This window comes from Sphingorhabdus sp. YGSMI21, assembly GCF_002776575.1.
GTDB lineage: Bacteria > Pseudomonadota > Alphaproteobacteria > Sphingomonadales > Sphingomonadaceae > Parasphingorhabdus.
This window is the reverse complement of the sequence record NZ_CP022548.1, coordinates 3,831,147-3,844,335: the sequence shown is the minus strand read 5'-3', so window position 1 is coordinate 3,844,335 and position 13,189 is coordinate 3,831,147. Positions and strand designations below refer to the sequence as shown.

The 13,189-nt window shown below is 52.3% G+C and carries 11 protein-coding genes; 10 read left to right on the top strand and 1 reads right to left on the bottom strand.

The window, feature by feature from the left end; genetic code table 11:
• Window positions 1-158: 158 nt before the first annotated feature.
• Complete coding sequence (locus tag CHN51_RS18425; RefSeq protein ID WP_240616804.1) at window positions 159-1,073, bottom strand: nitronate monooxygenase; 915 nt, start codon at window positions 1,071-1,073, stop codon at window positions 159-161.
• 363 nt (window positions 1,074-1,436) lie between these two features.
• Between CHN51_RS18425 and CHN51_RS18420 the strand changes: the two genes are divergently transcribed.
• The 10 genes from CHN51_RS18420 (at window position 1,437) to CHN51_RS18375 (ending at window position 13,161) form a co-directional block, all read left to right on the top strand.
• Window positions 1,437-3,965 (top strand): TonB-dependent receptor, encoded by a 2,529-nt coding sequence (locus CHN51_RS18420; RefSeq protein WP_100095320.1) that lies wholly within the window; start codon window positions 1,437-1,439, stop codon window positions 3,963-3,965.
• A gap of 127 nt (window positions 3,966-4,092) precedes the next feature.
• On the top strand, window positions 4,093-5,073 hold the full coding sequence (locus CHN51_RS18415; protein WP_100095755.1) for an NADPH:quinone reductase: 981 nt from the start codon (window positions 4,093-4,095) through the stop codon (window positions 5,071-5,073).
• A 16-nt stretch (window positions 5,074-5,089) separates the two neighbouring features.
• Window positions 5,090-7,000 (top strand): AMP-binding protein, encoded by a 1,911-nt coding sequence (locus CHN51_RS18410; RefSeq protein WP_100095319.1) that lies wholly within the window; start codon window positions 5,090-5,092, stop codon window positions 6,998-7,000.
• A gap of 97 nt (window positions 7,001-7,097) precedes the next feature.
• On the top strand, window positions 7,098-7,880 hold the full coding sequence (locus CHN51_RS18405) for a GntR family transcriptional regulator (RefSeq protein WP_100095318.1): 783 nt from the start codon (window positions 7,098-7,100) through the stop codon (window positions 7,878-7,880).
• Window positions 7,881-7,904: 24 nt separating this feature from the next.
• A complete protein-coding gene (locus tag CHN51_RS18400) occupies window positions 7,905-9,284 on the top strand; it encodes an aromatic ring-hydroxylating dioxygenase subunit alpha (protein ID WP_100095317.1) in 1,380 nt (459 codons plus the stop codon).
• A 51-nt stretch (window positions 9,285-9,335) separates the two neighbouring features.
• Window positions 9,336-9,875, top strand: a complete 540-nt coding sequence (locus CHN51_RS18395; RefSeq protein WP_100095316.1) for an aromatic-ring-hydroxylating dioxygenase subunit beta — start codon at window positions 9,336-9,338, stop codon at window positions 9,873-9,875.
• Window positions 9,876-9,885: 10 nt separating this feature from the next.
• On the top strand, window positions 9,886-10,212 hold the full coding sequence (locus CHN51_RS18390) for a non-heme iron oxygenase ferredoxin subunit (RefSeq protein WP_100095315.1): 327 nt from the start codon (window positions 9,886-9,888) through the stop codon (window positions 10,210-10,212).
• A complete protein-coding gene (locus CHN51_RS18385) occupies window positions 10,209-11,441 on the top strand; it encodes an FAD-dependent oxidoreductase (RefSeq protein WP_100095314.1) in 1,233 nt (410 codons plus the stop codon). The genes CHN51_RS18390 and CHN51_RS18385 overlap by 4 nt, the downstream gene beginning before the upstream one ends.
• On the top strand, window positions 11,438-12,283 hold the full coding sequence (gene hcaB, locus CHN51_RS18380) for a 3-(cis-5,6-dihydroxycyclohexa-1,3-dien-1-yl)propanoate dehydrogenase (RefSeq protein WP_100095313.1): 846 nt from the start codon (window positions 11,438-11,440) through the stop codon (window positions 12,281-12,283). The genes CHN51_RS18385 and hcaB overlap by 4 nt, the downstream gene beginning before the upstream one ends.
• Complete coding sequence (locus tag CHN51_RS18375) at window positions 12,280-13,161, top strand: VOC family protein (RefSeq protein WP_100095312.1); 882 nt, start codon at window positions 12,280-12,282, stop codon at window positions 13,159-13,161. The genes hcaB and CHN51_RS18375 overlap by 4 nt, the downstream gene beginning before the upstream one ends.
• The last annotated feature ends 28 nt before the right edge of the window (window positions 13,162-13,189 follow it).

Sequence of the window (13,189 nt, the reverse complement as noted above, 5' to 3'; positions counted from 1 at the left end):
CCTGGCAAACGACGCGTCCCGGTGCAATCAAACCAGAAAGCGCAGACCCGAATACCCATCGCTACGATCTCCAAGCGTAGAGTGCGGAAATATGTGAAAAATCCCTCTTGACGGGGATGCGATTAGACGACCGTTACAAGTCCAAGCCGGTTAGTGATTCAGTGCGAGAGCCTCTTAATCGCATCATCAACAATGCGAGTAATTAACTCCGCACTCGAAGGTATATCATTGATTGAGCCGACACATTCGCCAATCGGGATGTGAGCCAAGTCGTAGTCCTCCGCTTTGACAGCTTGTTCATATCCATGCCTAGCTTCATTGGGATTGGCCAAGAGCGCCGTTTCACGCCCCTCCCATTCGCGATGAATCGAGTTTCGCAGGGCGCGAAAGTCATATGGCCTCGGCCAGGATTTTCCTCGCAATATGTCGAATATGCCGCTCCGAATGGTCTCATCACCCGTTGTGGCGAGGGCAACCTGCTTTGCCCTGATTGAAGCCATGCTTTCCAGTGTTGCCCAAGCACGGCTGCCGATCATGGCACCATCCGCACCCAGCATCAGGCTAGCGGCGAGCCCTCGTCCGTCACTGATGCCTCCTGCTGCGATGAGCAGTGTATTGGGGGAAACGCCGGCAAGGATATCGGCAAGCTCCGGCACAAGAGTGAAGGTGCCCCGCCCCAGCGAGGAATTCATTCCGTGGCCTCCGGCCTCACTGCCTTGCGCGACAACGATGGAGGCGCCCGCGTCTAACACTGCCTTGAGTTGGTCGGCACGCTGAATCTGGCAAATAGCTGGTATGCCACGATCCGCGAGGCGTTTTATCCAGGGGGTTGGATCACCGAATGATAGCATGACTGCCGCAGGCTTCGCCTGCTGATCCAGCAGCCAATCGAAGGCGCTGCCATCCTGTGCCAGCCTCCAGGTAATGAATCCGCAGCCAAGGCGGGAAAGGCCGCTCGGTATTGCCACCAGTTTGCTTACCGCAATGCAGTATTCGCGCCTAACCCACTCAAGTTCACCATAGCCGCCGCCAACCAGCGCGAGTGTTCCAGAACGGGCCCACGCGGCTGCCAAGGCCCCGCCTGATGCAAGCGCCATCGGGGCAAGGCACAGCGGCGCCGAGAGTCCTAATTGGCGAGTCAACCGAGTCTGAAGCATTTCCAAATGTCATAGCGCGGAATTATCCGGAGATGGAGTCAATGACAAGTTCCACGGCAAATATAGAGGAGGGTGTGCCAGGAAACCACAGGGTTCTGACCGCCTATCAATTGACTTCCCAGAGAAGCTTTCTCGCTGGCTGATAGCATTACCACAAAATTCCTTCTTCTAAAAATATTGACATTATTATTAAAAGGAATATTAGGAGGCGACTCGTATTTAGATCGACCATGTCACAATGACAGTTCGAACGAGGAAACATCAGGAGGGGAGTTTTTAATGAAACCAGTTCTATCGCCCAATGCACGACTGCAATCGGCTGTGAGGCTCGCCAAAATTGGCTTGATGGCTTCGGTGTTAATCCCGTCTTCGACATTCGCGCAGGCCATAGAAAACGGTGACGGCAACGCGGAGGTGGCCGCAGATGATACGCCATTTGGCGAGATCGTTGTGACCGCTCAAAAGCGTGATCAAAACACTCAGGATATAGGCATTGCAATTGCTGCGTTCGGCGCAGGCCAGATGGAAGCCCTTGGGGTCGTTGATGTCAAGGACATTGCCACCCTTGTGCCTGGCTTCACCGTAGCCAAATCATTCCGCGGACCTCCGATCTATACATTGCGAGGAGTCGGTTTCAACACTCCCAACATGTCTACTTCTTCTCCCGTCGGCGTCTACCTTGACGAAATTGCATATCCCTACCCGATCATGACAGAGGGTCTGTCGCTCGACCTCAGTCGGGTTGAAGTTCTGAAAGGCCCTCAAGGCACATTGTATGGCCGGAACACGACGGGTGGTCTGATCAACAGTATCGCCAACAAACCAACTTCCGATCAGAGTGGCGAAGTCAAACTGTCTGCTGGCAGCTACCAATCGTATGGGGTGGAAGGGTTCCTTAATGGCGGAATCGCTCCAAATCTCAATGCGCGTCTGGCGTTCGATATCCAGCGCGCTGATAAGGGTTGGCAGGTCAGCGTCACCCACGGCCAGCGTCTTGGCAAGGTGGACAAGGCTGCAGCACGTTTTTCATTAGGTTGGGAACCTTCGGACAGCGCCAAATTCCTGCTTACCGCAAATTGGTGGAAAGATAAATCCGACACTCAGGCGGGGCAATCAATTGCCGCGTTCCCCAGAGGGCTCATTGCGTTTCTCGGACTGAACACACCAGCCGAATGGCAGGCTGCAGCACCGGGTTTAGGGCTGCCCACTGAAATTTTCAGCCAGTCTTACACGCCGACCAGTGGAAAGCAGGCAAATTGGGTCATACAAAATCTTCCATGGGGCGGTATGAATGGAGGGGGGAATAATTTCACCCCGGCTCCACTCGATTTCCGCAAGAATAATGAAATGCTGTCATTTGCGTTGCGCGGTGAGGTAAATGTCACGGACGCCATCAAGCTGACATCACTTACCAGCTATGCTCATTTCACTCGACATGAAGGGTATGATACGGGCGGCTGGGATATCGAAAACCTGATTGGTCTGGGCGAAGGCTCGATCAAGTCCTTCTCTCAGGAATTACGGCTCAGCGGCGATTCTGACCGCTTGCATTGGGTCGCAGGTGCCTTCTTTGCTCGTGACAAGATTCGCGAGAATGACAAAAGTTGGGGTGCAACTATTAGTACGGTCGCTCTGGTCAGAACCTTCGGCCTGTTATCCGCACCGCCCAGTACCACGACAGCTCAGTTGGAAGACATTCAATGGGGTTTTCGCGACTGGGAAAACCTGATCAATCAGACGGTCACGTCCAAAGCCGTGTTTGGTCAGGTAGAATACAAACTAAACGATCAACTCAATCTCACCTTTGGGATGCGCTATACCAAGGACAAGGCTGAATTTTCGGGCTGCTCGAAGGATCAGGGCGATAACAGCATTGCCGCTTCCTGGAATGCATTTTTCAATTATGCGACACCATTCGGGGCAAATGTGCAACCCGGCGGATGTGTGACTTATCTCGCTGATCTTGTGCCCTTCGGGGTCAATGCCCAGGGCATGGTGAGCAAGGTACTGGACGAAGACAATCTCTCTGGTCGCATTGCTTTGGATTATCATGTCAACGACGACGTACTGATTTACGCATCGGCAGCGCGAGGCTTCAAGTCTGGGGCTTTTCCCAATATCAATGCAAACGTCGCACCGCAGTATGATCCGGCAAAGCAGGAAGAGGTTCGCGCTTTCGAGGTTGGGATCAAGACCAGCCCGGCTCGAGGCATGATCTTCAACACATCAGCATTCTACTATGACTACCGTGACAAGCAGTTGTTTGTGAATACTCCTGATCCTGTCTACGTGACTTTGAATAGTATCAAGAACATTCCGAAATCACATATCTTCGGTATCGAAGGTGAACTCTCCGTGCCGTTGTTCAGGGGATTGGATGCCAGGGTTACTGCTACCTATCTTAACGCGAAGATCGACACTTATTCAGGTTTCAATGATTTTGGTCAAGCAAGGGATTTTGCAGGGGCTAGCTTCCCTTTCACGCCAAAATTTCAGCTGAATGGTACGCTGACTTATGGCTTTGATGTTGGGCCTAACCTCAATGCGCGTTTGACTGCGAATGGCCGCTATTCAAGCTCGTCTCGCGGCGATCTTGAGGGTGATCCTTTGTTCAGGATCGACGGCTACCCACTGTTCGATACTAACCTTGCCGTCATGACCAATGATGACAATTACCAATTCGATCTGTTCGTGCGCAATATTGGGAACAAATACTACTGGAACAGCGTGCAACTGCCCTTGGATAGCTTGGTACGCTATGCCGGAATGCCGCGGACCTGGGGCGTTTCGTTTAAGGCTAAGTTCTAATGGTAAGCCCTCCCCGCATTTCGTGATTTCGATTTGTGGGGAGGCGACCGACCGATCTGCCCTGCCCTGGGTGATTGGTCGAGGAACCGCCAGGAAACACCTAGATATAATGTGAATGGATTCGACGATGAGATCTGTCCAATACGGAAAAATCGGTGAAGCATCAGAGGTGCTGTCCTTGGTGGATATGCCAATGCCAGCCCCAAATGCGGGCGAGGTTCTCGTCAGGCTGAAAGCTTCAGGGGTAAACCCATCGGACGTCAAGGTCAGAGGCGGGCATATACCTTCTGCTTGGCCATTCCCCCGTACACCACACAGTGACGGTGCAGGAGTAATCGAGGCTGTTGGCAAAGGTGTTAACCCTGATCGAATCGGCCAGCGTGTGTGGATATATAACGCTGCATGGGGTCGCACTACTGGCACTGCGGCTGAATTCGTTGTCGTGCCTGAAGATTTTATAGCAGCCTTGCCTGACCGCATACCATTCGAGGTAGGTGCCTGCCTGGGTATCCCCGCATCGACTGCTTTGCACGCACTCACCTTAAACGGAGACCTTCACGGGAAGAACGTATTGATTGCTGGCGGCGCGGGCTGCGTCGGACATTACGCAATCCAGTTCGCTCGGAGGCTTGGGGCTGCTCGAATACTGACCACGGTCAGTAGCCCTGAAAAAGCTGAACTGGCTTTGTCCGCAGGCGCGGATGTAGCCATTAATTATCAGCAAGACGATACGCTGCGCGTGATCCAGGGCGCGACCGAAGGACATGGAGTCGATCTTATCGTAGAAGTGGACCTTTCTACTAACGTCGATCTTGATGTTGCTGCGCTGGCAAAAGAAGGCCGCGTAGTCGCTTACGGCAGTTCCGAACGTGAGTTCAAGGTGCCGTTCTCAAAATCCATCCTGAAGAATATCGGGTTCGATTTCTTTATTCTCTATCATTTGACCAAGGCGAGACGTCGAGAGATTTCGGAAGGAGTCAACGAGTTGATTTCGACGGACGGAATCATTCACAATATCGCGAGCGTGTTTCCACTGGAATCCATCGTTCAGGCGCATGAACTTGTCGAGACCGGCCATGCTGTCGGCAACGTCGCACTTAATATTTGAATCGGCTAGGAAATTTATGTCAAACTACCCCGCAACTTACGAGGCCTGGAAGACGGATGCCGATGGCTTCTGGGCCAAGGCTGCGGAGTCAATCGATTGGATCAAGCAGCCTACGAAAAACGAAATCGACGAAGAAGGTCTGGCCCTTTGGTTTTCCGATGGAACCTGCAATGCTTGCTGGAACGCGGTTGACCGGCATGTACTGGCGGGTCGCGGCGATGACACTGCGCTAATCTACGACAGTGCTATTCTGGGCATAAGCCGCACTTATACCTTTTCTGATCTCCTGGATGCGGTCGAAGTGTTTTCGTCGGTGTTGCGCAGCCATGACGTGGTGAAGGGTGATCGTGTCATTATCTATATGCCCATGATTGCCGAAGCGGTCATCGCCATGCTGGCATGTGCTCGCTTGGGGGCAGTCCATTCCGTTGTATTTGGCGGGTTCGCCGCGCATGAACTTTCCATTCGAATTGAAGATGCCGAGCCGAAAGTCATTGTCTCAGCATCCTGCGGGCTAGAGCCAAATCGCGTCATTGCCTACAAGCCGCTGATCGACGAGGCGATAGCTAACAGTCTTCACAAGCCCCGGGCAACAATAATTCTCCAACGCCCACAACTCGTTTGCGAACTGGATAACGATCGAGACCGTGACTGGGACACGGAATGGGCGCAAGCATTGTCGCGCAGTGACAGACCAGCCTGCGTGGAAGTAGCAAGTATAGACCCGCTTTACATTCTCTATACTTCAGGAACGACAGGAAAGCCCAAGGGGGTTGTCCGGCAGCAAGGCGGGTATCAGGTTGCCTTGGTCTGGTCGATGAAGCATATCTTCGACATGGCCGCAGGTGATGTCTATTGGGCAGCATCTGACTTGGGGTGGGTCGTTGGGCACTCTTATATTGTGTATGGCCCGTTGTTGGCTGGCTGTGCAACAGTGGTTTTTGAAGGAAAGCCGGTTTTCACTCCTGACGCCGGAACATTTTGGCGAGTGGTTTCTCAGCATAACGTCAACTTGCTATTTACGGCCCCTACAGCGCTGCGAGCCATCCGCAAGGAGGATCCGGAAGGTCGATTGCCAGGGGATTACGACCTTTCGTCGCTGCGGGCTGTCTACATCGGCGGCGAGCGGGGTGATCCTAGCGTAATCCAATGGGCGGAACATGCTCTTGGAATTCCAGTCATGGACAATTGGTGGCAGACCGAGACCGGTTGGCCAATGACTGCAAATCCTATTGGGTTAGGCGCTCTTCCTGTCAAATATGGCTCGGCCGCGGTACCCATGCCGGGGTATGATATCCGCATCCTTGATCCTGAAGGAGCGTCTGTTCCTGTCGGCCATACCGGTTCGATAGCGGTCAAATTACCCTTGCCGCCTGGTGCATTGCAGACCTTGTGGAACGACCACCCCGTCTTTCGCAAAACCTATCTTTCTGAATTTCCGGGGCACTACATGACCGGCGATGCCGGATATGTAGATGAGGAAGGTTATGTCTATATCATGAGCCGGACCGACGACATTATCAATGTTGCTGGGCACAGGCTTTCTACTGGTACGATCGAAGAAGCCATGTCTACCGTGCGCGAAGTCGCGGAATGCGCTGTGATCGGCGTTACAGACGCGATCAAAGGCGAAGTGCCGCTGGGTTTCTGCGTCGTTACGGATGGTTCATCGGCCAGGTCAAAAGATATCTGCGCAAATGCTGTGTCCGCAGTGCGTAATAGGATTGGCCCAATCGCAACGCCAAGGGCAATTCTCGAGGTAAAGCAACTGCCAAAGACCAGATCCGGAAAGATTTTGCGCGCAACGATCCGGAAAATTGCGAATGGGGAAGCTTGGACAATTCCGCCAACGATAGAAGACTCATCTGTCCTTCAAGAGATCGTTGCAGTTTTAGCCCGCTACGGCTTGCCAGAGTCGCAGTCATGATAAGGGTTAGAATTTTTGACAAATTTCAAAATATCGATAAAAATTGGAAAGGGAACAAATTCAACGACTCGATGATATTAGGAGATGACTGGTGAGCATGACCGATAAAACAGTTGCACTGCGGCAGAGTAAGGAGCTTTCGGGTGGCAAACCCAAGAGCTTGATCGAGCGTGCATACCGTGATCTCGGCGAAGATATTGTGCACGGGACGTTTCCTCCTGGATCAAAGATAAAGTTGGAACCACTTAGCGCGCGCTATGGTGTCAGCACGGGGACGATCCGCGAGGCATTGTCTCTCCTTGTATCGGACGGCTTGGTTGTCGCCAATGCGCAACGCGGTTTTTCCGTTGCTCCGATGTCAATCGAGGATTTTCAGGACTTGGTGAATACACGGCTGCTGCTCGAAGTTTCCGCCTTTCAGGCAAGTATTGCCAACGGGGGTGACGATTGGGAAGGGCGTGTAGTGCAAGCCTTTCATCAATTAACCTTGGCTGAGCAACGTCTAGATGAGGCGGGAGAGGATACTTTTGGCCATTGGGAGATGCGGAACCGTGAATTTCACGAAGCTCTAGTTTCTGCTTGCGACTCTATGTGGACATTGCGTTTTCGAGATATCCTATACCGGCAATCCGAAAGATATCGTCGCCTGACATATACTTCACGGCAGAACCCAGGACAATTAGTACATGCCGAACATAAAAAAATATTTGATCTAGCACTATCGCGAAAGTCTCAGGATGCTGTTGATGCTTTAGTTGACCATATTAGTTCAGCTGTCTCATTTGCCAAGGTAAGTCAAATACTTCCTACATCGGATATAGAAGTTTCTTTTAGGAAATTTAACAATAGCGAATACACGGATATTCACAATAGATCGTAACTATTAGAAATTTGGGAGACAAAAATGTCATCGGAAAGAAAAAAAGATTTCATTCATTCGTCATGGACTACTGAAGGTCTTTTATCGCTCGTAGACAATGATAGCGGCCTGATCGACCCTCGGATTTATACCGATGAAAATATCTACGAGCTTGAGCAAGAACGGATTTTTGCGCGCTCATGGATTCTTCTGGGCCATGAAAGTCACCTGCCCAAGGCAGGCGACTACATGACGTCCTATATCGGCGAGGACCCGGTGGTGGTGGTCCGTCAGAAGGACAAGTCGATCAAGGTCTTCCTTAATCAGTGCCGGCATCGCGGCATGCGCATCTGCCGTGTGGATGGTGGCAATGCAAAGGCCTTTACCTGCACCTATCACGGCTGGGCCTACGATATCGGCGGCAAGTTGGTCAATGTTCCTTATGAACAGGAAGCCTTTATCAATGGCCTCGACAAGGAAGAATGGAGCCCTCTTCAGGCTCGCGTCGAGACCTACAAGGGTCTGATCTTCGCCAATTGGGATCCGGAAGCTCCGACGCTCAAGGAATATCTGAGCGATGCCACCTTCTATATGGATCATATGCTTGATCGCACCGAGGCCGGAACGGTAGCGATCGGGGGCATCCAGAAGTGGATCATTCCATGCAATTGGAAATTCGCCGCTGAGCAGTTCTGCAGCGACATGTATCACGCTGGCACGGTTTCGCACCTGTCCGGGGTTCTCGCGGGGTTGCCGCCTGAAATGGAACTCTCCGACGCCAAAATTCCAACAATTGGTCATCAATTTCGTGCGGAATGGGGCGGACACGGGACAGGCTTCTATGTTGGGGAACCTGGCATGTTATTGGCGATCATGGGGCCCATAGTGACCGAATATTGGACCAACAGCGCTCATTCAAGGAAAGCCGCCGAGCGTCTTGGAAGCGCAGAACGTGCGCAGGAGCTAATGGCACAGCACATGACAGTATTCCCGACGTGCTCGTTCCTGCCAGGCATCAATACCATCCGCACGTGGCAGCCACGCGGCCCCAATGAAACCGAAGTCTGGGCGTGGACGATTGTCGATGCCGATGCGCCGGACGATATCAAGGAAGAATTTCGACGACAGACGCTGAGGACCTTCTCCGCAGGGGGCGTGTTTGAGCAGGACGATGGCGAAAACTGGTGCGAGATTCAGTCCGTCCTGCGCGGCCACAAAGCGAAGAGCCGACCGCTCAATGCCCAGATGGGAATGGGCGGAAAATTCGACGAAAACGACAAATATCCGGGGCGCGTAGGGTATGTCTACAACGAAGAGGCCGCCCGTGGGATGTATGCGCAATGGCGCCGTATGATGACCGAAGCGGACTGGAGGACCTTGGCACCGAAGGAAGTTCTCAAGCGGATGGCGCCAGATCAATCGTAAAAATCTGAATCGGCCCGACAATTTGTTCAATTTGGAATCTAGGATTTTTACATGACACACAAAAAGGAAATTGGAATCAAGGATTTGATCCTTCAGCATGAAATTGAACAATACTACTACAGAGAAGCCACTCTGCTTGATGATCGCGATCATTCTTCTTGGTTTGAATTACTGCATGAAGACATTCGTTATTTCATGCCAATAAGAACGAACAGAATTCAACGTGAAGGTGCGCTCGAATACACACGAGATGATGAATATGCACATTTTGACGATACCTACGACATGTTGCGAGGGCGAATTCGCAAACTGCAAGCTGATGTAGGCTGGTCGGAAAACCCTGCATCCCGAACTCGCCACATTATCGGTAATGTTGTTCTAAATTCAGTATCAGATTTAGGGATTTTGAACGTTTCTTCTTCATTTATTCTTTATCGCAATCGCCTTGAGCGGCAAGTCGATATTTTTGCTGGTTATCGGCAAGACGAGCTAATTCCCGTAAATGAAGATGTTCATTATAAAATAAGGAATAGAACAATTTACATCGATCAAAGTACTATTCTTTCAAATAATCTCAGTATTTTCTTTTAGGATCGATCAAATGAGTTTTGTTAAGGTTTCGGCCACGGATGAAATTGAGCAAGGTGAGGTATTGAAAGTTGGCGAGGGCGATGCTGCCATTGCGATCTACAATGTTGATGGTAAATTCTATGCCACGCAAGACCAGTGCACGCATGGTGAGTGGTCGCTCTCGGATGGCTATCTCGATGGCGATGTGATCGAATGCACTCTCCATTGGGGCAAGTTCTGTGTGCGCACGGGCAAAGTCAAGGCTCGGCCAGCCTGCGAGCCCATCAAGATTTTCCCGCTTGAGGTGCGCGAAGGCGATATATATGTCGATATCGATGCAGGGCACCTGGCAGAATGATCTACCCGGTCTGCATCGTTGGTGGCGCGCTTGCGGGAGGTAGCGCCGCGCTGGCATTGCGCCAATCGGGATATGATGGCGAACTGATCCTGGTCAGCGACGAATCCGATGCAAACTATGACCGGCCCAGCCTTTCTAAGACTGTGTTAAGCGGGCAAGTTGATGCGCCGCCCCACTTGTTTGAACCTGACTGGATCGCAGCCAACCGGATCGAATTCCTTAGCTCTCAGCGAGCAACGAAGCTGGATATTCACTCTGGAGAGCTGAGCCTTTCGAGTGGTAAGACCATCCGGATGGGTAAGGTACTCTTGTGCACAGGATCCCGTCCCAGGTTGCCCGCATTGCCGGGAATTAACTTGCCGGGTGTCTGCGCCCTGCGCAGCGATCAGGACAGTTTTTCCATAAGATCTTCTGTCGTATCTGGCAGTGAAGTCGTGATCATTGGTGGGGGGTTGATCGGGTGTGAGGTCGCAACCTCTCTGGCCAAACTGGACTGTAATGTCACTGTGGTCGAATCTGCCCCGGGACTTTTGCTCAGGGTGTTGGGCAGTGAGGTTGGCGCCTGGATGCAAACTCGCCTGGAGCAACTTGGCGTTAGAGTGGTTTTACGCGGCGAGATCGCAGCTATCGAAGGAACATCGGGTGTAGAAGGGGTACGGCTTGTATCGGGCCAGAGACTTCCAGCCGGGCTAGTACTTGTCGCAATCGGTGCCGAACCGAATGCCGAACTTGCGCAGCAAGCCGGACTGGATTGCTCAGGTGGAATTTTGGTTGATGCGAGCGGCGCCACCGAAAACGGGATGGTATTCGCAGCTGGTGACGCCGCGAGTTGGCCAGTCAGGGGCGGTGGCCAACGTAGTCTGGAAACCTATCTGAATAGCCAAGCCCAGGCGCAAATCGCTGCGGCAGCCATGCTTGGTGAGTCCATATCAGCAGCGCAAGTGCCATATTCATGGACCGAAATTGCTGGGCACAGACTGCAAATGGCTGGTGACATAGTCGGCCCTGGTGCGATCCATTACCGAGGGCAACTCGATGAAGGGTGTGCCCTCGTTTTCCGTATCCTAAAAGGGAACGTCGAGGCGGTCATTGCTGTCGATTCACCAGCCGATTTCGGGGTCGCCAAACGAATGGTCGATGAACAATCGGCGCTACTTACCGATGAGTTGGTAGACCCCAAGATTCGCCTTCGAGATATCCATAAGAAAAGTAGAGAGGTAATTCAATGAGACTACAAGGTGAAGTTGCGCTGGTCACTGGTGGTGCTGCTGGGCTCGGGCGAGCCATCGTTGATCGGTTCATTCAGGAAGGGGCCAAAGTAGCCGTGTTGGACAAGTCTGCCGAACGATTGGCAGAACTAGAGGCTCAATATGGTGATGCGTTTGTTGGCATGGTGGGTGATGTCCGCTCCTATGCAGATAACAAAGCTATTGCGAAGGCTTGCGTTGATCATTTTGGTAAGATCGATTGTCTGATCCCGAATGCGGGCATTTGGGACTACGGTACGTCCCTTGTTGACCTTCCCGAAGATCATATTGACGAAGCCTTTGACGAAATGTTTCAGGTGAACGTCAAGGGGTACCTGCTTGCGGCGAAGGCATGTTTATACGAGCTCGTGAAGAGCAGAGGGGCAATTATCTTCACGGCCTCGAACGCATCCTTCTATCCCGACGGCGGTGGCCCGCTTTATACTGCAACAAAGCACGCAGTGCTTGGCCTCGTGCTGCAACTTGGTTTCGAACTGGCACCACATGTCCGGGTCAATACGGTTGCGCCTGGCGGTATTGGCAGCAGCGATCTACGCGGGCCCAAAGCACTCAATCTCGATACTACCAGTATAACGAGCGTGCCGCTTGCCGACATTCTCAAAGATGTCTTGCCGCTCGGACAAATGGCCGATGCAACAGAATATGCTGGTGCGTATGTGTTTTTCGCGACCCGTTCGGACTGTGCGCCAGCTACCGGAGCAGCTCTGAATTTTGATGGAGGGCTAGGCGTCCGCGGCATTTTCAAATCGGCTGGCGGTCACGACCTGCCGGAGAAACTTGGAATTCAGGGAGAAATCGTATGAGTGTAGCTCGACTAGGATATCTTGGCTTCAAGGCCTCAGATCCTGATGCATGGAACAGCTTTGCGAACAACACGCTTGGAATGATGTCTGCGGCAAAAGGCAAGGACTCAGACCGTTACCGGATTGACTCACGCGCGTGGCGTCTTGCTGTGCACCAAGGCGAACAAGACGATATTGGCTACGCCGGTTTTGAAGTCGCCGATGCAGCAGCTTTCAGCGAAACTGCAGAACGCCTGCGGCAAATGGGCTGCGACGTGATGGACGAGTCTGACGATCTGAAAGCAGATCGTGGTGTGATCGGATTGGTCTCGACCATCGATCCATCTGGTGTTCGGATCGAAATCTATTACGGTGGTACTGAACTGTACGAATTGCCCTTCGTGTCGCCTGTAGGCGTGTCCTCATTCATGACCGGCGATCAAGGTTTAGGTCACTTTGTTCTGGCGACGCCTTATCTCGAACAATCTATGAAGTTCTACGTCGAAGGCCTAGGCATGGAATTGTCCGACATCATCGATTGGGATCTTGGACCGGGCGGCAAGCACAAGCTACATTTCTTCAACTGTAACCGGCGTCATCATACCTTGGCCCTGCTTCCGGTGCCGGCCCTGCCCCCCAAGCTACTGCATCACTTCATGCTTGAAGTTGGCTCACTTGACGATGTCGGTCGTGCAAATGATCGCATGGAACGTGATTCGAGAATCATGATTACGTTCGGGCGGCACACCAACGATCACATGTGCTCGTTCTACGGAGTTACGCCTTCGGGTTTCGCGGTCGAAGTTGGCTACGCTCCGCGTGATGTAGATCGCACCTGGTCGGTTGTTCGCTATGACAGCATCAGCATGTGGGGGCATAAGTTTATTCCTCCGGAATGAACCAATCCGCATAGGCTGAACACACCGT